Here is a 22,480-nt window from a genome sequence, read left to right on the forward strand (position 1 = left end):
CGACATGTACAGAACGCGTGGCCGGACCATGGCGGCCGACCTCCCTCCCCTTCGCGCCGTTGTGCCCCAGGCCGAAATGCATCCTCAGGCGGCACTGAATGTCGCGGCCCATGAGGGGATCGCGCTCAAGGAAGAGTGAAGGCCGAACGGAGAGAAGATGAACGAGACGTGCAGGTCCACGCAAGGTAATCAGGATCAGGGCAACGGTGACACTCCGCACCCGAATCGGGGTCCGTGGTGGGTGCACGTAAACGGACGGTCCACACATCACGCCCCATTGCGACCGGGAGAACCTACCGGCAGGCACGGGACCCGCCATCGATCGCCGCCGGCCCCTGACGTTTTTCCGCCATTTCGGATCATCCTGGAGGGTGTCGGGCCCTTATGCGGAACCTTCACGGAATCCGACCTCCGCCCGCACGGCGGTGGTTCCGGCGAGGCGCGGACGGACCCCGCGGTCCCGTCCCGCGGGGTCCGGAAGGCGAACCGGAGGTTCCGGCGCCGGAGGGGCGGCGGATCGCGCCGCGTACTCGCCCCGGCGCCAGGCCCGGCGCGGGCGAGGGGTCAGCCCGCCTTGCGCAGCACCTCGGTGATCTTGCACGTGACCTCACCGGTGAGCGCCTCGGAACCCTGGGCACTCGTCTCGGCCTGGTCCCCCGCGGCCACGCCGGTCGCGTTGGCGACGGTCTGGGCGACGGCCTCCCCGCTCGGACCGAGGAAGTCGATGGTCACCTGGTAGTCGGAGGTCTCCGAACTGTGGTTGGTGACGGCCACCTCGACACTGGGCCACTTGCTGAAGTTGTTGACGCCGCACGAGGTGATCTTCGCGTCCCCCGGGGCCGACTTCCCGCTGCCGCCATCCTCCGGGGAGGCGCTGACGGCCGAGGAGTCGTTCCCCGAACTTCCCTTGTCCGCCCCGGTGTTGAGGGCGAAGGCGACGCTGCCGCCGATGACGATGGCGACGACCCCGAAGCCGAGTATCTTCCCCGCACCCGTTTTCTTCGGCGGCCGGCTCCAGTCCGGCTCCTGTGGCGGCGGGTACTGGCCCGGCGGTGAGGCGTGCGACGGCTGAGACATGGTGAACCCCCTGAGGCTCGGATGTGAAGACACCGTGGCAGAGCTTCACCATGCGCGCAGAGACAAGAGCTGTCTGTAATGTTGCCGTGACCGATCCGGTACAGATCATTCCTGATAAGTGAGCATCAGGGGCCCGATCGGATTCGTACGACCGTGACCCGCCTGCCGTCCCGCTGCCACGACACCCGCCGCCTGACGGCCCGTCGCCCGTCGGTCACCGGGCGGAAACGGAAGGGGAGCGCCCGCACGACGGAACGGACGCTCCCCTTCGGCCGGGAAAGGCCCCGGAAGCGTCAGCCGGTCAGGCCACGGCGCGTCAGCAGCGGCTCGATGCGCGGCGCCCTGCCGCGGAAGCCCTCGAACGCGGCCATCGGGTCGACGCTGCCGCCGCGGGAGAGCAGTTCACGGCGGAAGGTGTCACCGTTCTCACGCCGCATGCCGCCGTTCTCCTTGAACCACTCCACAGTGTCGGCGTCGAGCACCTCGCTCCAGATGTAGGAGTAGTAGCCCGCGCTGTAGCCGTGGGCGAAGATGTGCGCGAAGTAGGTGCTGCGGTAGCGCGGCGGGACCGCCGGCAGCGCGAGCCCGGCCTCCTTGAGGGCGGCGGCCTCGAACTCCTCGGCGTCGCCCGGGTCGTGACCGGCCGGGATGGTGTGCCAGGCCCAGTCGAGCACGGCGGCCGCCAGGTACTCCACCGTGCGGAAGCCCTGCCCGAACCGCTCCGCGGCCTCCATCCGTTCCACCAGCTCGGCGGGCATGGGGTCGTCGGTCCGCTGGTGGCGGGCGTAGTGGGCCAGCACCTCGGGCCAGGTCACCCACATCTCGTTGACCTGGGAGGGGTATTCGACGAAGTCGCGCGGGACGGCCGTGCCGGAGAAGAAGGGGTGGCGCACGTCCGAGAACAGGCCGTGCAGGGCGTGGCCGAACTCGTGGAAGAGGGTGTTGACCTCGTCGTAGGTGAGCAGGGCCGGCTCACCGGCGGCCGGCTTGGCGACGTTCAGGTTGTTGACCACGACGGGCTTGCGGCCGAAGAGCCCGGACTGGTCGACCAGGCTGTTCATCCAGGCACCGCCGCGCTTGGAGGCCCGGGCGAAGTAGTCGCCGAGGTAGAGGCCGAGCGGCGAGCCGTCGGCGTTGAAGACCTCGAAGACCCGGACGTCGGGGTGGTAGCCGACGAGGTCGGTGCGCTCGGTGAAGCTCAGCCCGTAGACCTGGCCGGCCGCGTGGAAGACGCCGTCCCGCAGGACCCGGTCCAGCTCGAAGTAGGGGCGCATGGCGGCGGTGTCGATGTCGTACTCGGCCTTGCGGACCTTCTCCGACCAGTACGTCCAGTCCCAGGCGGAGAAGTCCTCCAGCCCGGAGGCGGCGGCCAGGGCCGCGGCCTCACGCTCGGCGTTGGCGACCGCGGGCGGCACGAGCCGGGTGAGCAGGGAGGTCACCGCCTCGGGGGTGCCGGCGGTCTGGTCGGCGACGACGTACGCGGCGTGGTTCTCGTAGCCGAGCAGGGCGGCGCGCTCGGCCCGCAGCCGGGCGAGCCGGGCGGTGAGTTCGCGGTTGGAGGTCAGCCCGCGGCCGAGCGAGGCCTCCAGCAGGCGCCGGCGCAGGTCACGGTCGTCGAGCGAGGCCAGTTCGGACTGGTTGGAGAAGTTCTTCAGGCTGAGGACGTACTTGCCGTCGTGGCCGAGGGCGGTGGCGTTGGCGGCCGCGGCGGCGACGGCGTCGGGTGAGAGCCCTGACAGCTCGTCGGCGTCGTCGAGCACGAGGGCGGCGGCCTTGGTGTCGGCGAAAAGGTTCTGCTCGAAGGCCGTGGAGGCCTCCGCGATCTCCGCGTTGAGCGTCCTCAGCCGCTCGCGGCCCTCCTCGGTGAGCTCGGCGCCCGCGCGGACGAAGCGGGTGTGGTAGCGCTCCAGCAGCCGCAGCGCCTCGGCGTCCAGGCCGAGTTCCGCGCGCCGGTCGTACAGCGCCTTGACGCGGGCGTAGAGGGCGGGGTCCAGGTGGATGGCGTCAGCGTGGGCGGCGAGGGCGGGGTTGATCCTGGCCTCGATCTCCTGGATGCCCGGACCGGTGTCGGCGCTCGCGCGGTTGAAGAAGACCTTCGACACGCGGTCCAGCAGGTCCCCGGAGCGCTCCAGGGCCACGATGGTGTTCTCGAAGCCCGGCGGTTCGGGGTCCGCGGCGACGGCCCCGGTCTCGGCGAGCTGCTCGGCCATCCCCTGCTCGAAGGCGGGAAGGTAGTGCTCCTCGCGGATGTCCGCGAACGGCGGCAGCTCGTACGGGAGGGTGCTCGGGCTGAGGAAGGGATTCGTCGAGGTCACCCCACCGACCTTACGCCCGGTGCCTACCGCCCGGAGGCGGCCTTCCCTAGGATGCCCGGATGGCAGCCACGCGTACGGACGGCCGGGTGGAGCGCGGCAACCAGACCCGCCGGCTGGTGCTGGAGCGCACCATGGCGATCGCCTCGGTCGAGGGTCTGGAAGGGCTGTCCCTGGGCCGGCTGGCGAGCGAGCTCGGACTGAGCAAGAGCGGGGTGTTCGCCCTGTTCGGCTCGAAGGAGGAACTGCAGCTCGCCACCGTGCGGGCGGCCCGCGAGGTGTACGTCCGGCAGATCGTGGAACCCTCGCGGGAGCTGCCCGCTGGGCTGGCGCGGGTGTGGCGGCTGTGCGGGTCGTACCTGGACCACTCGCGGCGGCGGGTGTTCCCCGGCGGCTGCTTCCTGTTCGCGGTGTCGGCGGAGTTCGGGGCCCGCCGGGGGCCGGTGCACGACGCCGTCGCCCAGGCCCGGCTCGAGTGGACCACGTACGTCGAGATCACCCTCGAGAAGGCCCGCCGGGCGGGGCAGCTGCGCGCGGACGCCGACGTCCCGCTGCTGGCCTTCGAGCTGATCGCGCTGATGGACAGCGGCAACCTGCAGTCGGTGCTCTTCGACGACGCCGGGGCCTGCACCCGGGCGGGCACCGCCATCCTCGACCGCCTCAGGGCCGCCGCCGAGGGGGCCGCGGGAGAGGTGTCCTCGGTGTCCTCGCTGCCCACGCGCTACGAGGGCTGACGGAGGGCCGAGGAGGGACACGGCGTCCCGCAGCCGGACCGCTTCTCCGACAATCGGTGGGGCCGGTCTTGTCTCCGCCACATTTGTCACCGTTACGCGGGCTTCACGTCACAGATGATCAACAGCCCCTTCCGCCCTTGATCGCATGTCGTTGTCCCGGCGAGGCCGGCCACCCCCCGAGGCCGGCGCATGGGAGGTGCGTGGGAGATGACGGACCGGACCCTCTGGTCGTACGCCGAGATCGCCGCTCACATCCGGGTGCAGGTCGACACCGTGCGCTCGTACCGCAAGCACGGGCACCTGCCGCCCCCCGACGTCGTGGAGGGCGGCAAGCCGTTCTGGTACGCGGACACCGTCCGTCTGTGGAGTTCGCGGCGCCCGGGGAACCGCGGGCGCCGGGAGTCCGACTGACGCCGGCCCCGCCGCCGCTCAGCCCGAGCGGGCCGGCTCCGGCACCGGCTCCGCGTCCGGCTCCGGGTGGGGGTCGTGCTCCTCCCGCACGGGGGTCCCGCCCGGGTCCCCGCCCTCGCTCAGCCCGAACCGGTCGTGCAGCGCCTTGAGCGGTCGCGGCGCCCACCAGGTGGCCCGCCCGGTCAGCCGCATTACGGCGGGCACGAGCAGGGTGCGCACCACCATCGCGTCCATCAGCACGGCCAGCGCAATGCCCAGGCCCAGCATCTTGGTGTTGGCGATCCGGGAGGTGCCGATGGCCACCATCACCACCGCCAGGATCACCGCGGCCGCCGTGATGAGGCCGCCGGTGCGGCGCACCCCGAAGACGACGGCCGCACGGTGGTCACCGCTGCGGTCGTGCTCCTCCTTGATGCGCGACAGGAGGAAGACCCCGTAGTCCATCGAGAGGCCGAATGCGACACAGAACATCAGCACCGGCAGCGTCGTCTCGATGCTCCCCGTCGCGGTGAAGTCGAGGACCCCGGACAGGTGACCGTCCTGGAACACCCACACCACCGCGCCGAACATGGCGGTGAGGCTCAGGGCGTTGAGCAGCACGGCCTGCAGCGGGATCACCACGCTGCCGGTGAGGAGGAAGACCAGCAGCAACGTCACGGCGACGATCAGGGCGGCCGCCCAGGGCAGACGCTCGGCTATGACGTCCTTGGTGTCGACCAGTTGGGCCGCGGTGCCGGTGGCGGAGGCCTTGAAGGGGGCCTCGACCGCCCGGATCCTGCCGACCAGGTCCTGGCTCGCCTCGTCCACGGACTCCGCCTTCGGCAGCACGGTCAGGTACGCCGCGCCGTCGGTGACCCTGGCGGCCTCGGCCGGGCCGGGCGCCGCGGTCCGGCGGCCCTGCGCGTACTGGCCGGCCGGGCCGTCGACGACGACCACTCCGGGCAGCGCGGACAGCCTTCCGCTGTAGTCGCCGAGTTGCTCCGCGGTGGGGCGGCCCTCGGCGAGGACCGTGATCTCGCCGCCCGGGTTGCCGGGGAAGCCGTCCCGTATGTGCTGCTGCACCACGTGCGCCTCGGCGGTGGCCGGCAGCTGACGGTCGTCGGCGGTGCCGAACTGCACCTGCAGGAAGGGCAGCCCGAGCAGGACCAGCCCGGCGACCGTGCCGATCGCGAACAGCGGGGCGCGGCGCATCACCAGCCTCGCGAGCCGTGCGTAGCCCGCCCCCGGCTCCTGCCCGGCCTGCTCCTTGCGCCGCCGCGGCAGGACGCGGCGCAGGTCGAGGGAGTTGACCCGGTGACCGAGCAGCACCAGGGCGGCGGGCAGGATCACCAGCGCCGCGGCGGCCGCGAGGAGCACCACGGCGATGCCGGCGTAGGCGAACGAGCGCAGGAAGTACTGCGGGAAGAGGAACATCGCGGAGAGCGCGGCCGCCACGGTGAGGGCCGAGAAGAGCACCGTGCGTCCCGCCGTGCGCAAGGTGGCGGCCACGGCGGTCAGCGGGTCGGCGCCGGTGTCCAGCTCCTCCCGGAAGCGGCGGACGACGAACAGGGCGTAGTCGATGGCGAGTCCGAGGCCCAGTGCCGTGGTGAGGTTCTGCGCGAAGATCGAGACGTCCGTGAAGGACGTCAGACCCCGCAGCACGGCGTTGGTCCCGAGGATCGCCACGATGCCGACGCCCAGCGGCAGGACGGCCGCGACGGCACTGCCGAACACCATCACCAGCAGCAGGAGGGTGATCGGCAGGGCGATGAGCTCGGCGCGCGCCAGGTCCTCCTGGATCGTGCTCTGCAGTTCGTGCCGGAAGGCGGCCATGCCGCCGACCTTGACCCGCACCGCGCCCTGCCCGCCCCGGAACTCGGGGGCGATGCGCTCGACCGCCTCGGCGACGGCGTCGTCGTCGCCCCCGATCCGCGCGGCGATCACGGCCTCACGGCCGTCCTCGGCGCGCAACCCGGGCGCCCGGGTGGTCCAGTACGAGGTGACGCCGGTGACGTCCTCGTCCGCCGCGAGCCGGCGGCCGAGCTCCCGTCCCGCGGACGCCACCTCCGGGGAGTCCACACCGGCGCCGCGTCCCTCGACGAGGAGGATCAGATTGGGCTGCGCATCCGGGAAGTACCGCTCCAGCGCCTCGGCCGCGTAGGCCGACTCCGAGCCCGGGGCCTCCCAGCCACCGCCGCGCAGCCGGTCCGCCACACCGCTGCCCGCGACCACGGACAGGGCGGTGAACAGCAGCGCGAGCAACAGCGTCAGGCGTGGGCGGGCGGTCATCGCCCGGGCCCAGCCCCGCGGCGGGCGCTCTCGGTTGACATCCGACATGGCAGAGGTGTCCCCTCCCCTGAGGAACCGCCGTAAAATGGCGAACACGAGCGACCACTCGCGTTTCTCCAGAATGCGAGCGACCACTCGCGTTTGTCAAAGGTGATTGGGGATTACACGTGTCTGAGGAGCAGAGGCCTCGGCGCCGGCAGGCCCGCGGCGAACGGCGCGTGGCGCAGCTGCTGGCGGCGGCCTCCGACGTGTTCTGCAAGGTCGGCTACACGGCCGCCACCACGAACGCGATCGCCCGCGAGGCGGGCGTGTCCCCCGGCACGCTCTACCAGTTCTTCCCGAACAAGGAGGCCATCGCCATCGAGCTGGGCGGCATCCTCAACCAGCGGATGCGCGAGGGGCACGGGGAGCTGTTCACCCCCGAGAACGCCTCGCTGCCGCTGCGCGAGATGCTCGAGGTCATCGTCGACCCGATGATCGAGTTCAACTGCCAGAACCCCGCCTTCCTGGCCCTGGTCCACGACAGCGACATCCCCGGCACGGTCGTCGTGGAGCACGACGCGCTGCACAGCTCCCTGCTGGAGCGCGTGGAGACCCTCCTCGGACTGCGCGCCCCCGCCCTCTCGGCCACCGAACGCGCGCGGGTGGCCTCGATGGCCTTCGGCCTGTTCAAGGCCGGCCTGGCCCTGATCCTGGCGCACGAGGGCGCCGAGCGGGAGGCGTACGTCGGCGAGCTCAAGGCCGCGCTCTACGGCTACCTCGCCCCGCACGTCGGCACCGGGCCCGTCCCGCTGGCGGAAGCCGGCCGGACCCCCGCAGCCACCTCCTGAGAGCGCGGCGCCCGGCACGCGGCCCCGCCCCCTCGCCGGCCCGCCTCAGCGCCGTAGCGCCCGGTCCGCCGGCTCCCCCCGCCGGCCGTCCTCGCCCTTCCCGGCCTCCGCCTCCGCCGCGTCTGCCCCCGCAGGCGCGCCGCCGCCGGTCGCCACCACGCGGCCGGAGGAAGCCGTGCCCTCCCCGGCCGAGCGGCGCCCGGAGAGCAGCTGCGCCACGCTGCCGATTCCGGCCACGGCCAGGGAGACTCCGAGGCCCAGCGCGACGGCGTACAGCGAGTTGGACATGGCGAGGCCGCCGAAGTAGCCCAGGCCCACCGAATACGTCGCCCAGACCGCCTCGGCCACGCCCGCCCCGATCAGGTAGCGGCCGGCCGGATACCGCACGATGCCCGCCGCGAGGCCGCCGACGACCCGCCCGCTGGGCAGGAACCGGACGGCGATGACGAAGGGCACACCGTGCCGCTCTATCCGGACGCTGGCCCACTCCAGCAGCGCACGGCGGCGCGGCCGCCGGTAGAGCCTGGTCAGCACCCGCCCGCTGACGGCCCGGCCGGTCCGGTGGATCAGCAGGTCGCCCGCGAGGGCGCTGCCGGCGACGACCAGCAGGACGAGCGCGATGGACAGCCGTCCCTGGGCGGCGAGCACGCCCCCGGTGACCAGGAGCGCCGCGTTGGGCACCAGAGGAGGCGCGGTGGTCGCGGCGAGCACCGCGTACGCCCAGAAGACGTGGCCGTCCCGCAGGTACCCCTCGAGGCCCGCGGTGAAGTCGAGGGCCGACACGATCCGTGCAACGTCCATGCGGCCGCCCCTCTTCCCGCCCCGGCCCGTCCCCGCGTCCCGTCCCAGGCCCCAACGCTCGCAGGGCCGCGACGGCGGGGGCAAGGCGATTTCACCGGGATCGGGGCATTCCCAGGGTTTTCCCGGGGGCGCCTCATCCTCAGGTACGGGGCCGCGGGGTCCGGCTGTGGCGCGGGGAGTACGCCCGGCGTACACCCCCGGTCCCGGCGGGCGGCGGCTCAGCGGCCGAGCAGCTCGCCGCCGTTGCACTGCAGGATCTCGCCGGTGATGAAACCGGCCTCCGGGGAGGCGAGGAAGAGCACCGCGGAGGCGACGTCCTCGGGCCGTCCGACCCGGCCGAGGAGGGTCCGGCCGGCCCGGCGGGTCTGCTCGGCGGCGTCGAGCCGGGCGCCGAAGAACTCGGTGCCCGCCACGGTGCCCGGCGCGACGATGTTGCAGGTCACCCCGCGCGGACCGAGCTGGGCCGCCAGGGAGTGGTTCCAGGCGTGCAGGGCGGCCTTGGAGGCCCCGTAGGAGCCCCCGCCGCGCAAGGCGGCCACCGAGGTGACGGTGATGACCCGGCCGCCCTCGGGGAGCCTGTCGCGTACGGATTCGGTCACCAGCACGGCGGTGAGGACGTTGCGCTCGAAGTCGCCGCGCCAGCGGGCCAGCACCCCGTGCGGGCCGGCGCCGATCGCGAGTTCCCGGCTGCCGGCGTTGTTGACCAGGACGTCGATGCGCCGGGGCAGCCGTGCCAGGGTCGCCTCCACGTCGTCGGGGTCGGCGAGGTCGCAGGCGACCGGGGTGACGTCGTAGCCGTGGTGGGAGCGCAGGTCGTCGGCGGTGGCGCGCAGCACCTCGCGGCGCCGGCCGACGATGGTCACGTGGTCGCCGGCCTCGGCGAAGAGGGTGGCCACCGACCGGCCGATGCCCGTTCCCCCGCCGGTCACCACGACGTGCCGGCCCACACTTGCGTTCTGCGACATCACGCTCCGCCCCTCGAGGAGGGACAGCACGTTACGGGACCTCGCTTACGCGACGGACACGGGGGTGCGCCATGATACGGATGGCGTAGAAGATACGTAGGCATGACCGAGATCACACTGGCTGGAACGTAACCTTTTGGTTTACGAGGGGGTCTAACCGAGCGAAGACACCGGGCTCCCGGCGGACTCGGTGAGATGATGAGCGGGTTGTCTTTGGGGGACAGCCCGGTCGCCATGCCGGGGCGAACTGCCCGGAGAGCTTTGAGCGGCCCTCCCGGGTGGTTTGGTCCGGTTGGGCGAGCGCACCCAAAGAACGCCCGGTACGGACCCGTGGGGGGATCCGCTCCGGGAAACGGGAGCGCCCCGTGCCGAACCCGTGGGGGGATTCGGCGCGGGGCGTTTCTCTTCGTGCGGAGCGCTCGCGTCAGCGGGCCTCGACCGGGACGTAGTCCCGCTCGACGACGCCCGTGTAGACCTGGCGCGGACGGCCGATCCGGGAACCCGGCTCGGTGATCATCTCGTGCCACTGCGCGATCCAGCCGGGGAGCCGGCCGAGCGCGAAGAGCACCGTGAACATCGTGGTCGGGAAGCCCATGGCCCGGTAGATCAGGCCGGTGTAGAAGTCCACGTTCGGGTACAGGTTGCGCGAGACGAAGTAGTCGTCGCTGAGGGCGTGCTCCTCCAGCTTCAGCGCGATGTCCAGCAGCTCGTCGGACTTGCCGAGCGCGGAGAGGACGTCGTGGGCGGCGGCCTTGATGATCTTCGCCCGGGGGTCGAAGCTCTTGTAGACCCGGTGGCCGAAGCCCATCAGGCGGACGCCGTCCTCCTTGTTCTTCACCTTGCGGATGAAGGCGTCCACGTCGCCGCCGTCGGCCTGGATGGCCTCCAGCATCTCCAGCACGCTCTGGTTGGCGCCGCCGTGCAGCGGGCCCCACAGGGCATTGATGCCCGCGGAGATCGACGCGAACAGGTTGGCCTGCGAGGAGCCGACCAGGCGGACGGTGGAGGTGGAGCAGTTCTGCTCGTGGTCCGCGTGGAGGATGAGGAGCTTGTCCAGGGCGTCGACGACGACCGGGTTGAGCTCGTACTCCTCGGCGGGCACGGCGAAGGTCATGCGCAGGAAGTTCTCGACGTAGCCGAGGTCGTTGCGCGGGTAGACGAAGGGGTGGCCGACCGACTTCTTGTAGGCGTACGCCGCGATCGTCGGCAGCTTGGCGATGAGCCGGATCGTCGACAGGTAGCGCTGCTTCTCGTCGAACGGGTTGTGGCTGTCCTGGTAGAAGGTCGACAGCGCGCTGACCACGGAGGACAGCATCGCCATCGGGTGGGCGTCCCGCGGGAAGCCCTGGAAGAACCGCTTGACGTCCTCGTGGAGGAGCGTGTGCTGCGTGATGTCGCCGCGGAAGGCGGCGAGCTCGTCGACGGTGGGGAGCTCACCGTTGATGAGAAGGTACGCGGTCTCCAGGAAGGATCCGCGTTCGGCGATCTGCTCGATGGGGAAGCCGCGGTAGCGGAGGATTCCCTGCTCGCCGTCGAGGTAGGTGACCGCGGACTTGTAGGCCGCGGTGTTGCCGTAGCCGCTGTCCAGGGTGACCAGGCCGGTGTCGGCGCGCAGCCTGCCGATGTCGAAGCCGTTGTCCCCAACGGTGCCCTCGATCACCGGGTAGCTGTACTCGCTGTCCCCGTACCGCAGTACTACAGAGTTGTCGCTCACGTCATTCCCTCACCGACGTCGTGCCTCTTCTTCGAGGTTGGTAGGTGCCCTGACTACCCCTACTGTCCCCCATTTGGCGTGGCCACGTGCACTCGGGGTCGGTCGGGGAGCCGAATGGTGGCACCCAGTGCCTATTTTGCCGCCCGCGCCAGCCGATGGTCGAGGGCCGTGAAGCGTCTGCCTGCGGAGACGGTACGGACCGCCTGGCCGATCGCCCTGCGCGAACCAACGAGCACGACCAGGCGCTTTGCCCGGGTAACGGCGGTATACAGCAGGTTCCGCTGGAGCATCATCCAGGCGCCGGTGGTGACGGGGATCACGACGGCGGGGTATTCGCTGCCCTGCGACCGGTGGATCGTCACCGCGTAGGCGTGCGCCAGCTCGTCCAGCTCGTCGAAGTCGTAAGGGATCTCCTCGTCCTCGTCGGTCAGTACGGTGAGCCGTTGCTCCACGGTGTCCAGGGAGGTGACGACCCCCACGGTTCCATTGAAGACGCCATTGGCGCCTTTTTCATAGTTGTTCCTGATCTGCGTCACCTTGTCGCCGACGCGGAAGGTCCGGCCGCCGAAGCGCCGCTCCGGCAGGTCGGGGCGGGCCGGGGTGACCGCCTGCTGCAGCAGCCCGTTCAGCACGCCGGCGCCCGCGGGGCCGCGGTGCATGGGGGCGAGCACCTGGACGTCGCGGCGCGGGTCGAGGCCGAACCGGCGCGGGATGCGGCGGGCCGCCACGTCCACCGTGAGCCGGGCCGTCTCCTCGCCGTCCTCCTCCACGAAGAGGAAGAAGTCGTCGAGCCCCTGGGTGACCGGGTGCGCTCCGGAGTTGATCCGGTGCGCGTTGGTCACCACGCCGGACTGCTGGGCCTGCCGGAAGATGCGGGTCAGCCGGACGGACGGGACGGGGCCGCCCTCGGCCAGCAGATCACGCAGCACCTCGCCGGCGCCGACGCTGGGCAGCTGGTCCACATCGCCGACGAAGAGCAGGTGCGCCCCCGGCGGCACGGCCTTGACCAGCTTGTTCGCCAGCAGCAGGTCGAGCATCGAGGCCTCGTCGACGACGACCAGGTCGGCGTCGAGGGGCCGGTCCCGGTCGTACGCGGCGTCCCCGCCCGGCTTGAGCTCCAGCAGCCGGTGGACCGTCGACGCCTCGGCCCCGGTCAGCTCCGCCAGCCGCTTGGCCGCCCGTCCCGTCGGCGCGGCCAGCAGGACCTTGGCCTTCTTCGCCCGCGCCAGTTCCACCACGGACTTGACGGTGAAGGACTTCCCGCAGCCAGGACCGCCGGTCAGCACGGCGACCTTCTCGGTGAGCGCCAGCCGCACCGCCTGCTGCTGCTCGGGGGCGAGGTCCGCGCCCGTGCGCTCGGCGAGCCAGGCCAGCGCCTTCTCCCAGTCGACGTCATGGAAGGCGGGCATCCGGTCCTCCGGGCCGCGCAGCAGCCGCAGCAGCGAGCCGGCCAGGGAGATCTCCGCGCGGTGGAAGGGCACCAGGTAGACCGCGCGGACCGGGTCGCCACCGCCGTCGGGGGCCGGCACGGGTTCGACGACCACCCCCTCCTCGCCGGCCAGCTCCGCGAGGCAGTCGATGACCAGGCCGGTGTCCACCTGGAGGAGCTTCACCGCGTCGGAGAGCAACTGCTCCTCGGGCAGGAAGCAGTTGCCGCTGTCGGTCGCCTGGGAAAGGGCGTACTGGAGGCCGGCCTTGACGCGGTCGGGGCTGTCGTGCGGGATGCCGACGGCCTGCGCGATCCGGTCCGCGGTGAGGAAGCCGATGCCCCAGACGTCGGCCGCCAGCCGGTAGGGCTGGTTCTTCACCACGGAGATCGAGGAGTCGCCGTACTCCTTGTAGATCCGCACCGCGATCGAGGTCGACACACCCACGCCCTGGAGGAAGACCATGACCTCCTTGATCGCCTTCTGCTCCTCCCACGCGGCGCCGATCAGATTGGTGCGCTTGGGGCCGAGACCCGGGACCTCCACCAGCCGGGCGGGCTCCTGCTCGATGACGTCCAGGGTGGCGGTGCCGAAGTGCTCGACGATCCGCTCGGCGATGCGCGGGCCGATGCCCTTGATCAGCCCGGAGCCGAGGTAGCGCTGTATGCCCTGGATCGTGGCCGGGAGGACGGTGGTGTAGTTCTCCACGGTGAACTGCTTGCCGTACTGCGGGTGGGAGCCCCAACGGCCCTCCATCCGCAGCGACTCCCCCGGCTGGGCGCCCAGCAGCGAGCCGACCACGGTCAGCAGGTCGCCGCCGCCCCGGCCGGTGTCGACCCGGGCGACCGTGTACCCGTTCTCCTCGTTCGCATAGGTGATCCGCTCGAGGACGCCCTCGACGACGGCCGGTCTCAACTCCCCCACGGCGCGGGCCACCTCCTCGGATCTGCGATGTGATCCGACGGTACCGCCCGGCCCCGACAGACCGCCGGGACCCTGTGGACAACTCCCCCCGACCGCCTCCCGGAATGTAACGATCCGGTTTCGTGCTCTTGCCTCGAAGCATGTAATCGATTCCAATCCTCTTTGTAATCGATTCCACGAGGAGGTGGGACGGGTGGCGAGCATCAAGGACGTGGCATCACGCGCCGGTGTCTCCGTCGCGACGGTCTCCCGCGTGCTCAACGACCACCCGGCGGTCCGCCCGGGCACCCGCACCCGGGTGCTGGAGGCCGTGGCCGAACTCGGCTACCGGCCCAACGCGGTGGCGCGCTCCCTGCGCACCGACCAGACCCGGACCCTCGGCCTGGTCATCAGCGACGTGCTGAACCCCTTCTTCACCGAGCTCGCCCGCTCCGTGGAGGACGAGGCCAGGGCGCTGGGCTACAGCGTGATCATCGGCAACGCCGACGAGCGGCCGGAGCAGCAGGACCACCACATCCGCACGCTGCTGGACCGCCGCATCGACGGACTGCTGGTCAGTCCCACCGACGGCGGTTCCCCGCTGATCCTGGACGCGGTGCGCTCCGGCACCCCGATGGTCTTCGTCGACCGCTGGATCCCCGGCATAGGCAACGACGTCCCGGTGGTCCGCACCGACGGCTGCGACGCGGTGCGCGACCTGGTCGCCCACCTCCACGGCCTGGGCCACCGCCGGCTGGCGATCATCGCGGGGCCCGCCGCGACCACCACGGGCCGCGAGCGCGTGCAGGCCTTCCGCGAGGCGCTGGCCGCCTTCGGCCTGCCGCTGCCCGACGAGTACGTCGGGCAGGGCGACTTCCAGGCCGACAGCGGCCGCCGGGCCGTCGCCCGTTTCCTCGACCTGCCGGTCCCGCCCGACGTGGTCTTCGCCGCGGACAACCTCATGGCGCTCGGCGCCATGGACGAGATCCGCGCCCGCGGCCTGCGCGTGCCCGACGACATCGCGCTCGCCGCCTTCGACGACATCCCGTGGTTCCTCCACACCGATCCGCCGATCACCGCCATCGCCCAGCCCACGGGCGAACTCGGCCGCGCGGCCGTGCGCTCGCTGATCGACCGCGTGGAGGGCAGGCCGGCGCCGTCGGTCACCGTCTCCGCCCGTCTCGTTGTCCGCCGCTCCTGCGGCGCGTCCGAAGGGAGCCCCCGTTGAGCACGAGCAGCCCCGAGCTCCTCCGCATGGAGGGCGTCCGCAAGGTGTTCCCCGGTGTGGTGGCCCTCGACGGCGTCGACTTCGACCTGCGCGGAGGCGAGGTGCACGTCCTGCTCGGCGAGAACGGCGCGGGCAAGAGCACCCTGATCAAGATGCTCTCCGGCGCTAACCGTCCCGACGGGGGCCGGATCCTCGTCGACGGCGACGAGGTGCGCATCCACGGTGCGCAGGACGCCGAGAAGCTGGGCATCACGACCATCTACCAGGAGTTCAACCTCGTCCCGGCGCTGAGCGTCGCCGAGAACATCTTCCTGGGCCGCCAGCCGCGCCGTCTGGGCCTGGTGAACCGCAAGCAGATGAACGCGGACGCCGCGGCCCTGCTGGCCCGGGTCGGCGTGGACGTCGACCCGCGCACCCCGGTCTCCGAACTGGGCATCGCCCGCCTGCAGATGGTGGAGATCGCCAAGGCACTCAGCCTGGAGGCGCGCGTCCTGATCATGGACGAGCCGACCGCGGTCCTCACCAGCGAGGAGGTCGACAAGCTCTTCCGCATCGTGCGCAAGCTGCGCGAGGACGGCGTCGGCGTCGTCTTCATCACCCACCACCTGGAGGAGATCGCCGCCCTCGGCGACCGCGTCACCGTCCTGCGCGACGGCCGCAGCGTCGCCCAGGTGCCCGCGAACACCCCCGAGGACGAACTCGTCCGGCTGATGGTCGGCCGCAGCATCGAGCAGCAGTACCCGCGCGAGCGCGCCGAAGCGGGCGCGCCCCTGCTGCGGGTCGAGGGCCTCACCCGGGGCGGCGTCTTCCACGACGTGAGCTTCGAGGTGCGGGCCGGCGAGGTCGTGGGCCTGGCGGGCCTCGTCGGCGCCGGACGCACCGAGGTCGTCCGCGCGGTCTTCGGCGCCGACCCGTACGACTCCGGAACGGTCGAGGTGCTGGGCAAGCGGCTGCGCCGCCACGACGTCAACGCCGCCATGGACGCGGGCATCGGCCTGGTGCCGGAGGACCGCAAGGGCCAGGGCCTGGTGCTGGACGCCACCATCCAGGAGAACCTGGGCCTGGTCACCCTCGGGCGCGCGACCCGCGCCGGGTTCGTCGACCGGGCCGGGCAGCGCAAGGCGGCGGACCGGATCTCCGGGCAGCTCAAGGTCCGCATGGCCGGGCTCCACCAGCACGTGCGCACCCTGTCGGGCGGCAACCAGCAGAAGGTCGTCATCGGCAAGTGGCTGCTGGCCGACACCAAGGTGCTCATCCTCGACGAGCCGACCCGGGGCATCGACGTCGGCGCCAAGGTCGAGATCTACCAGCTCATCAACGAACTCACGGCCTCCGGCCACGCGGTGCTGATGATCTCCAGCGACCTCCCCGAGGTGCTGGGCATGAGCGACCGCGTCCTGGTGATGTCCCAGGGCCGGATCGCCGGCGAACTCCCCGCGCACGAGGCCACCCAGGACTCCGTCATGGCCCTGGCCGTCGGCACAGCGCCCGCCGAGGGCGGCAACGCAACAGCAACGAAGGATGTGGAGGGCTCCCGTGGCCACTGACACGCTCAAAAGCAGTACGGACACGGGCGGCGTCGCCGCGGCACGCCGTGTGCTCCTCAACAACGGCGCGCTCAGCGCCCTGGTCGTCCTGCTCGTGGCACTGTCGTTCCTGTCGGGCGACTTCCTGTCCACGCAGAACCTGCTCAACGTCGGCGTCCAGGCGGCGGTCGTCGCCATCCTCGCCTTCGGCTCCACCTTTGTGATCGTCGCGGCCGGCATCGACCTGTCGGTGGGCTCGGTCGCGGCGCTCTCCGCGACGGTGCTGGCCTGGAGCGCTAGTTCGGCCGGCCTGCCGGTGTGGCTGGCGGTCGTGCTGTCCGTCGCCACCGGTGTCGCCAGCGGTCTCCTGAGCGGCCTGCTGATCTCCTTCGGCAAGCTGCCGCCGTTCATCGCGACCCTCGCGATGCTGTCGATCGGCCGCGGCCTCACCCTGGTCATCTCCCAGGGCAGCCCCATCGCGTTCCCCGACTCCGTCTCCCACCTGGGCGACACCATCGGCGGCTGGCTGCCCGTACCGGTCCTGGTGATGATCGTCGCGGGCGCCGCCACGGCGATCATCCTCGGCCGCACCTACATGGGCCGCGCCATGTACGCGATCGGCGGCAACGAGGAGGCGGCCCGCCTCTCCGGCATCCGCGTCAAGCGCCAGAAGATCATCATCTATGCGCTGTCCGGCCTTTTCGCCGCGGTCGCGGGCATCGTGCTCGCCTCCCGTCTCGCCTCGGCGCAGCCGCAGGCCGCGTACGGCTACGAGCTGGACGCCATCGCGGCGGTCGTCATCGGCGGCGCCAGCCTCTCCGGCGGCGTCGGCAAGGCGTCCGGCACCCTGATCGGCGCGCTGATCCTCGCCGTCCTCCGCAACGGCCTCAACCTCCTCTCGGTCTCCGCCTTCTGGCAGCAGGTCGTCATCGGCGCGGTCATCGCGCTGGCCGTCCTGCTCGACACCCTGCGCCGCCGCGCCTGACGCGCCGCGCGCACCCCGGCCCCCTCTTCTTCTCCGCACCGCACCAGCAAGGAACCCTCATGCGCACCAAGCTCATCTCCGCCACCACCGTCGCCGTCGCCGCCCTCGCGCTCACCGCGACCGCCTGCAACTCCGGCTCCGGCTCGTCCTCCGACATCAAGGTGGGCCTGTCGGTCTCCACCCTCAACAACCCGTTCTTCGTGCAGCTGAAGGAGGGCGCGCAGGCCGAGGCGAAGAAGGAGGGGGTGGACCTGACCGTCACCGACGCGCAGAACGACGCGTCGCAGCAGGCCAACCAGCTGCAGAACTTCACCAGCCAGAACGTGAAGTCGATCGTCGTCAACCCGGTCGACTCCGACGCGGCCGGCCCCTCCGTCAAGGCCGCCAACAAGGCCGGCATCCCCGTCGTCGCGGCCGACCGCGGCGTCAACAACGCCGAGCTCGCCACCACCGTCGCCTCCGACAACGTCGAGGGCGGCCGGCTCGCCGCGAAGACCCTGGCCGAGTCGCTGGGCGGCAAGGGCACCGTGGTCGTCCTCCAGGGCACCGCGGGCACCTCCGCGGCCAACGAGCGCGGCCAGGGCTTCGACGAGGGCATCAAGGCCTACCCGGGCATCAAGGTCGTGGCCGAGCAGGCCGCCGACTTCGACCGCACCAAGGGCCTGGACGTCATGACCAACCTGCTGCAGGCCCACTCCGACGTCACCGGCGTCTTCGCGCAGAACGACGAGATGGCCCTCGGCGCCATCAAGGCGCTCGGCGACAAGGCCGGCAAGTCGGTCAAGGTCGTCGGCTTCGACGGCACCCCCGACGGCCTGACCGCGGTCAAGGCCGGCACCCTCACGGCGTCCGTCGCCCAGCAGCCGAAGGAGCTCGGCAAGCTGGCCGTGCAGAACGCGGTGAAGGCCGCCAAGGGCGACAAGCTCGGCAGCCTGGTGAAGGTTCCGGTCAAGGTCGTCACCGAGAAGAACGTCGCCGACTTCTCCTCCTGACAGGCCGCACCGGTACGGCTGGACCCCGAAGGGACACGCAGATGCACGGCTACGACCTGGTGGTCGTAGGGTCGGCCAACGCCGACCTGGTGATCCACGTCGACCGCCGCCCCGCGGCGGGCGAGACGGTCCTCGGCTCGGACCTCGCCACCCACCCGGGTGGCAAGGGGGCCAACCAGGCCGTCGCCGCGGCCCGCCTGGGCGCGCGCACGGCGCTCCTCGCACGGGTCGGCGACGACGCCCACGGGCGGCTGCTCACCGGCTCGCTGAGATCGGCCGGCGTCGACACCACCGGTGTCCTGAGCGGCGGCGCCCCCACGGGCGTCGCGCTGATCACCGTGGACCCCTCGGGCGACAACAGCATCGTGGTGTCGCCGGGCGCCAACGCCCGGCTCACCGCGGCGGACGTGGCCGGGACGCGCGAGCTGCTGGCCGCCGCCAAGGTGATCTCGCTGCAACTGGAGATCCCCCTGGAGTCCGTGGCCGCCGCCGTGGCGACGGCCGCGGAAGCCGGCACGCGGGTCGTACTGAACCCCTCGCCCCCCGCCGCGCTGCCGCGTGAGGTGCTCGCCGGCTGCGACCCCATCGTGGTCAACGAGCACGAGGCACGCGTCCTGCTCGGCGCCGGGGCCGGGGACACCCCCGAGGCGTGGGCGGCGGGGCTGCTCGCGCTCGGCCCGCGCTCCGTGGTCGTCACGCTCGGCGCGGCGGGCGCGCTCGCCGCGACGGCGGACGGCACCGTGCGCATACCCAGCCCGCGCGTGTCCGCCGTCGACACCACCGGCGCCGGCGACTCCTTCACGGGGGCGCTGGCCTGGCGGCTCGGCGCGGGCGACGACCTGGTGACCGCCGTGCGGTTCGCGGTGCGGGTGGGCGCCGCCGCCGTCACGAAGCCGGGTGCGCAGGAATCCTTCCCCACCCTCGAAGAAGTGGGTCAGCTGTGAAGAAGTCCGGAATCCTCAACCGCCACCTCGCGGGCGCCCTCGCCGTGCTCGGCCACACCGACCTGGTCGTGGTCTGCGACGCGGGGCTCCCGATCCCTCCCGGGCCGATCGTCGTCGACCTCGCGTTCCGGGCCGGCACCCCGTCCTTCTCCGAGGTCCTCGACGGACTGCTGGAGGAACTGGTGGTGGAGGGCGCGATCGCGGCCAAGGAGGTCCGCGAGCACAATCCCGAGGTGACGGCCCGGCTCGACGGGGCCTTCCCCGACCTGGAGCTGGTCCCGCACGAGGAGTTCAAGGCCCGCACCCGGCAGGCCCGCCTCGTCGTCCGCACCGGCGAGTCCCGGCCGTACGCCAACGTCATCCTGCGCTGCGGCGTGCCCTTCTAGGCCGTACGCGGGGCGTACATCCGTCCGGCTGCGGTCGGCGGGCCGGGCGGGCGGATCGCGCGTAGCGTCCCGACCATGAGCGACCGACCGCTGAAGGACGAGGTGCTGGAGGAGCTGGGGGACGACCGGCTCCGGGAGATCACCGAGCTGCTCGGGACCGACGCCGACCAGGCGCAGCAGGTCGTGGGGAGCGCGGTGGCCTCGATCACCGGGGTGCTGACCGACGACGCGGTGACGCCCGGCGGCACCGCCGAGCTGTGCCAGGCCATGGAACAGGCCGCGAACGAGCCCGAGCCGCTGCCGGCGGCCGCCGTCGGCTTCGCCGGGGTGCAGGGCGGTACGGGGGCGGAACCGGGCCGCGGGGTGCTGGCGGCCGTACTGGCGAAGGTCGCCGGGCCGGCGGCGCGCGCGGTGGCCAAACGGACCGGGCTCCCGGTCGAGACGGTCACGGCGGCGCTGCAGACGGTGATCCCCGTGATGGCGGCCGTGCTGGCCCGGCGGGCCCGCGAGAAGCGCTGAGCGGCGGCGGGGCACGCGGGCCGGGCGGGTCCCGGACGACCCGGCGGACATGGCGAAAGGGGTCCGGCTCGGCCGGACCCCTTTGGCGTTCCCCTCCCTCTGCGCGATGCCCCGAGCCCCCTCCGGGCGTCACGCTCTCCCCCACTCAAGACCCGTGTGAGGCCCCCCTCTGGGTCTTGACGGTACGTAGACACACCGGCCCCGGGGATGGTTGTACGGCTGCCGGAAAAAGTTTTCAGGGATTCACCGGAGCACGTGGCGGCGGTACCTGTCGGCCGTCTCGGCCAGTACCCCGGCCCCGTCCCGGGCCCACAGCGCGGGGTTGAAGATCTCCACCTCGACCGCTCCCGTGTAGCCGGCCGCGTCCACCAGCTCGCGGAAGCCTCGGAGGTCGACACAGCCGTCCCCGAGCTGGCCGCGGCCCAGGAGCACGCCCTCCGGGAGCGGGGTGACCCAGTCGGCGAGCTGGAACGCGGCGATCCGGCCGCCGGCGCCTGCCCGTGCGATGTCCTGGGGCGCCCGGTCGTCCCACCACAGGTGGTAGGTGTCCACGACGACGCCGACCTGCCGCGCGGGGAAGCGCTCGGCGATGCCGAGGGCCTGGGCGAGGGTCGAGACCACGCAGCGGTCGGAGGCGTACATCGGGTGCAGCGGCTCGATCGCCAGCCGCACACCGCGCTCCTCCGCGTACGGGGCGAGCCCGGCGACCGCGTCGGCGACGCGTTCACGGGCACCGGCGAGATCGCGGTCGCCGGCGGGGAGGCCTCCGGAGACCAGGACGAGGGTGCCGGTGCCCAGGGCCGCCGCCTCGTCGACCGCCGCCCGGTTGTCGGCGAGGGCGGCGGCGCGCTCGTCCGGGTCGGAGGCGGTGAAGAAGCCCCCGCGGCAGAGCGTGGTGACCGTGAGCCCGGCCGCGCGCACCAGCTTCGCCGCGGCCTCGACGCCGTACTCGCGGACCGGGCCGCGCCACAGTCCGACGCCGGGGACACCGAGCGTCACCAGCCCCTCGACCAGTTCGGGGAGCGGCAGTTGCCGCACGGTCTCCTGGTTGACGCTGAGCCGCGCGAGGTCCCCGGAGGGCCGATTGTCAGTACGCAATGTCACACTCCGTACACGGAGAGAAGCCGGCGCACGCGCGAGGCGGCGAGCACCGGGTCGGGGAAGAGTCCGATCCGGTCGGCCAGTTCGTAGGCGCGGGCCAGATGGGGGAGGGAGCGTGCCGAGTGGAGACCACCGACCATCGTGAAGTGCGACTGGTGGCCGGCCAGCCAGGCCAGGAGGACGACGCCCGTCTTGTAGTGCCGGGTCGGGGCACCGAAGAGGTGGCGGGAGAGCTCGACGGTGGGGTCGAGCAGTGCCCGGAAGCCCGCGGCCCCGCGGGCTTCGCGGGGGCCGTCGCCGCCGTCGCCCCCTTCGTCGTCCAGCAGGCGGAGGGCCCGCGCGGCGAGCGGCGCGAGCGGGTCGAAGACGCCGAGCAGGGCATGGCTGAAGCCCCGTTCGTCGCCGGCGATCAGTTCGGGGTAGTGGAAGTCGTCGCCGGTGTAGCAGCGCACGCCGGCGGGGAGGCGGCGGCGCAACTCGACCTCGCGCCCGGCGTCGAGCAGGGAGATCTTGACGCCGTCGACCTTGCCGGGGTGGGCGGCGATCACCTCGAGGAGGGTGGCGGTGGCGGCGTCCAGGTCCGTGCTGCCCCAGTAGCCCTCCAGCGCGGGGTCGAACATCGGGCCCAGCCAGTGCAGCACGACGGGCCCGGCCGCCTGGCGCAGGAGGTGGCCGTAGACCTCCAGGTAGTCGTCGGGGCCCTTGGCGACGGCGGCCAGCGCGCGCGAGGCCATGAGCACGGCCCGCGAGCCCGCGTCCTCGACGACGGCGAACTGCTCCTCGTAGGCGGCCCGGATGCCGGCGAGGCCGTAGGGGTGGCCGGACCCGGTGGGCGACAGCTGGTCGGTGCCCACGCCGCAGACGATGCGGCCGCCCCCGGCACGGGCCTCGGCGGAGGAACGGCGGATCAGTTCGGCGGCCCCGGCCCAGTCCAGGCCCATGCCGCGCTGGGCGGTGTCCATGGCCTCGGCGACGCCCAGTCCGTGCGACCACAGGTGGCGGCGGAAGGCCAGCGTGGCCTCCCAGTCCAGCGCGGCGGGCCGGTCGGCCGCGGTGCGGAAGGGGTCGGCGACGACGTGGGCCGCCGCATAGACGACGCGCCTGCGCGGCTCGTCCGGCGTCGTGGGAGCCGCGGCGTGGGCGGCGGGCTCGGTGCGCGGCCGGTACGCGGACAACTCGCCCGATTCGGTGGGGAGGTGGAGGAGTGTCACAGCGTCAGCTCCGGTACGGCGAACCGGCGGCCCTCGGCGGAGGAACGCAGGCCCAGTTCGGCGAGCTGCACACCGCGGGCACCGGCCAGCAGGTCCCAAGTGTAGGGCTCGCCGAGGTGGACGTGGCGCAGGAACAGTTCCCACTG

At 72.2% G+C, this 22,480-nt stretch carries 17 protein-coding genes and 3 pseudogenes; 10 read left to right on the plus strand and 10 right to left on the minus strand.

Annotated features, from left to right (window positions below):
- Nucleotides 1-564 precede the first annotated feature (564 nt).
- Together ACFZAU_RS13950 and ACFZAU_RS13955 are read right to left on the minus strand one after the other, a co-directional pair.
- Entirely contained in the window at nucleotides 565-1,077 is a 513-nt protein-coding gene (locus ACFZAU_RS13950; protein ID WP_500552304.1) for a hypothetical protein, read from the minus strand.
- Between the two features lie 293 nt (nucleotides 1,078-1,370).
- Complete coding sequence (locus ACFZAU_RS13955; protein WP_500552305.1) at nucleotides 1,371-3,392, minus strand: M3 family metallopeptidase; 2,022 nt, start codon at nucleotides 3,390-3,392, stop codon at nucleotides 1,371-1,373.
- 59 nt (nucleotides 3,393-3,451) lie between these two features.
- Between ACFZAU_RS13955 and ACFZAU_RS13960 the strand changes: the two genes are divergently transcribed.
- Together ACFZAU_RS13960 and ACFZAU_RS13965 are read left to right on the plus strand one after the other, a co-directional pair.
- Nucleotides 3,452-4,123 carry a TetR/AcrR family transcriptional regulator gene (locus ACFZAU_RS13960; protein WP_500552306.1) on the plus strand — a complete coding sequence of 224 codons (672 nt, stop codon included), beginning with the start codon at nucleotides 3,452-3,454 and terminating at the stop codon, nucleotides 4,121-4,123.
- A gap of 207 nt (nucleotides 4,124-4,330) precedes the next feature.
- Nucleotides 4,331-4,534 (plus strand): MarR family transcriptional regulator, encoded by a 204-nt coding sequence (locus ACFZAU_RS13965; protein ID WP_499599080.1) that lies wholly within the window; start codon nucleotides 4,331-4,333, stop codon nucleotides 4,532-4,534.
- Nucleotides 4,535-4,552: 18 nt separating this feature from the next.
- Here ACFZAU_RS13965 and ACFZAU_RS13970 read toward each other — a convergent pair whose 3' ends face one another.
- A complete protein-coding gene (locus ACFZAU_RS13970) occupies nucleotides 4,553-6,850 on the minus strand; it encodes an MMPL family transporter (RefSeq protein ID WP_500552307.1) in 2,298 nt (765 codons plus the stop codon).
- Between the two features lie 119 nt (nucleotides 6,851-6,969).
- Between ACFZAU_RS13970 and ACFZAU_RS13975 the strand changes: the two genes are divergently transcribed.
- Nucleotides 6,970-7,632: a TetR/AcrR family transcriptional regulator gene (locus ACFZAU_RS13975; protein WP_500552308.1), complete on the plus strand. Its 663-nt coding sequence runs from the start codon at nucleotides 6,970-6,972 to the stop codon at nucleotides 7,630-7,632.
- A 45-nt stretch (nucleotides 7,633-7,677) separates the two neighbouring features.
- Here the strand turns inward: ACFZAU_RS13975 and ACFZAU_RS13980 are convergent, their stop codons facing one another.
- The 4 genes from ACFZAU_RS13980 to recD2 all read right to left on the minus strand — a co-directional run bounded on the left by ACFZAU_RS13980 (nucleotide 7,678) and on the right by recD2 (nucleotide 13,463).
- Nucleotides 7,678-8,433 carry a DedA family protein gene (locus ACFZAU_RS13980; protein WP_500552309.1) on the minus strand — a complete coding sequence of 252 codons (756 nt, stop codon included), beginning with the start codon at nucleotides 8,431-8,433 and terminating at the stop codon, nucleotides 7,678-7,680.
- Between the two features lie 218 nt (nucleotides 8,434-8,651).
- Nucleotides 8,652-9,398, minus strand: coding sequence for an SDR family NAD(P)-dependent oxidoreductase (locus tag ACFZAU_RS13985; protein ID WP_499599088.1), 747 nt, complete (start codon nucleotides 9,396-9,398; stop codon nucleotides 8,652-8,654).
- Between the two features lie 424 nt (nucleotides 9,399-9,822).
- On the minus strand, nucleotides 9,823-11,112 hold the full coding sequence (locus tag ACFZAU_RS13990) for a citrate synthase (RefSeq protein ID WP_500552310.1): 1,290 nt from the start codon (nucleotides 11,110-11,112) through the stop codon (nucleotides 9,823-9,825).
- Nucleotides 11,113-11,243: 131 nt separating this feature from the next.
- Nucleotides 11,244-13,463: an SF1B family DNA helicase RecD2 gene (recD2, locus tag ACFZAU_RS13995; RefSeq protein ID WP_500552311.1), complete on the minus strand. Its 2,220-nt coding sequence runs from the start codon at nucleotides 13,461-13,463 to the stop codon at nucleotides 11,244-11,246.
- A 193-nt stretch (nucleotides 13,464-13,656) separates the two neighbouring features.
- Here recD2 and ACFZAU_RS14000 point away from each other — a divergent pair, with 193 nt between their 5' ends.
- From ACFZAU_RS14000 to ACFZAU_RS14030, 7 genes and pseudogenes are all read left to right on the plus strand, one after another.
- Entirely contained in the window at nucleotides 13,657-14,670 is a 1,014-nt protein-coding gene (locus ACFZAU_RS14000) for a LacI family DNA-binding transcriptional regulator (protein WP_499599093.1), read from the plus strand.
- 26 nt (nucleotides 14,671-14,696) lie between these two features.
- Nucleotides 14,697-16,217 (plus strand): sugar ABC transporter ATP-binding protein, encoded by a 1,521-nt coding sequence (locus ACFZAU_RS14005; protein ID WP_500552327.1) that lies wholly within the window; start codon nucleotides 14,697-14,699, stop codon nucleotides 16,215-16,217.
- Nucleotides 16,207-17,178, plus strand: a pseudogene (locus ACFZAU_RS14010) (ABC transporter permease); the annotation flags it as partial. The gene ACFZAU_RS14005 and the pseudogene ACFZAU_RS14010, both read left to right, overlap by 11 nt.
- Before the next feature lie 155 nt (nucleotides 17,179-17,333).
- A pseudogene (locus ACFZAU_RS14015) lies at nucleotides 17,334-18,173 on the plus strand (D-ribose ABC transporter substrate-binding protein); the annotation flags it as partial.
- Between the two features lie 41 nt (nucleotides 18,174-18,214).
- Nucleotides 18,215-19,117: a ribokinase gene (gene rbsK, locus ACFZAU_RS14020; protein WP_500552312.1), complete on the plus strand. Its 903-nt coding sequence runs from the start codon at nucleotides 18,215-18,217 to the stop codon at nucleotides 19,115-19,117.
- Entirely contained in the window at nucleotides 19,114-19,503 is a 390-nt protein-coding gene (gene rbsD / locus ACFZAU_RS14025; RefSeq protein ID WP_499599096.1) for a D-ribose pyranase, read from the plus strand. The genes rbsK and rbsD overlap by 4 nt, the downstream gene beginning before the upstream one ends.
- Before the next feature lie 75 nt (nucleotides 19,504-19,578).
- Complete coding sequence (locus ACFZAU_RS14030) at nucleotides 19,579-20,022, plus strand: DUF937 domain-containing protein (protein WP_500552313.1); 444 nt, start codon at nucleotides 19,579-19,581, stop codon at nucleotides 20,020-20,022.
- Between the two features lie 243 nt (nucleotides 20,023-20,265).
- Here ACFZAU_RS14030 and ACFZAU_RS14035 read toward each other — a convergent pair whose 3' ends face one another.
- The 3 genes and pseudogenes from ACFZAU_RS14035 to ACFZAU_RS14045 form a co-directional block, all read right to left on the minus strand.
- Nucleotides 20,266-21,120 carry a sugar phosphate isomerase/epimerase family protein gene (locus ACFZAU_RS14035; RefSeq protein WP_500552314.1) on the minus strand — a complete coding sequence of 285 codons (855 nt, stop codon included), beginning with the start codon at nucleotides 21,118-21,120 and terminating at the stop codon, nucleotides 20,266-20,268.
- Between the two features lie 2 nt (nucleotides 21,121-21,122).
- Complete coding sequence (locus ACFZAU_RS14040) at nucleotides 21,123-22,334, minus strand: dihydrodipicolinate synthase family protein (protein WP_500552315.1); 1,212 nt, start codon at nucleotides 22,332-22,334, stop codon at nucleotides 21,123-21,125.
- A pseudogene (locus ACFZAU_RS14045) lies at nucleotides 22,331-22,480 on the minus strand (Gfo/Idh/MocA family protein); the annotation flags it as partial. The gene ACFZAU_RS14040 and the pseudogene ACFZAU_RS14045, both read right to left, overlap by 4 nt.

It is taken from the genome of Streptomyces sp. NPDC008238 (assembly GCF_042956445.1).
In the GTDB taxonomy this organism is placed as follows: domain Bacteria; phylum Actinomycetota; class Actinomycetes; order Streptomycetales; family Streptomycetaceae; genus Actinacidiphila.

Bases quoted from the DNA above. Each gene is read 5' to 3' on its own strand.
- ACFZAU_RS13950 (WP_500552304.1), bottom strand. From the start codon at position 1,077: ATGTCTCAGCCGTCGCACGCCTCACCGCCGGGCCAGTACCCGCCGCCA.
- ACFZAU_RS13960 (WP_500552306.1), top strand. From the start codon at position 3,452: ATGGCAGCCACGCGTACGGACGGCCGGGTGGAGCGCGGCAACCAGACC.
- ACFZAU_RS13965 (WP_499599080.1), top strand. From the start codon at position 4,331: ATGACGGACCGGACCCTCTGGTCGTACGCCGAGATCGCCGCTCACATC.
- ACFZAU_RS13970 (WP_500552307.1), bottom strand. From the start codon at position 6,850: ATGTCGGATGTCAACCGAGAGCGCCCGCCGCGGGGCTGGGCCCGGGCG.
- ACFZAU_RS13980 (WP_500552309.1), bottom strand. From the start codon at position 8,433: ATGGACGTTGCACGGATCGTGTCGGCCCTCGACTTCACCGCGGGCCTC.
- ACFZAU_RS13985 (WP_499599088.1), bottom strand. From the start codon at position 9,398: ATGTCGCAGAACGCAAGTGTGGGCCGGCACGTCGTGGTGACCGGCGGG.
- ACFZAU_RS14005 (WP_500552327.1), top strand. From the start codon at position 14,697: ATGGAGGGCGTCCGCAAGGTGTTCCCCGGTGTGGTGGCCCTCGACGGC.
- rbsK (WP_500552312.1), top strand. From the start codon at position 18,215: ATGCACGGCTACGACCTGGTGGTCGTAGGGTCGGCCAACGCCGACCTG.
- ACFZAU_RS14030 (WP_500552313.1), top strand. From the start codon at position 19,579: ATGAGCGACCGACCGCTGAAGGACGAGGTGCTGGAGGAGCTGGGGGAC.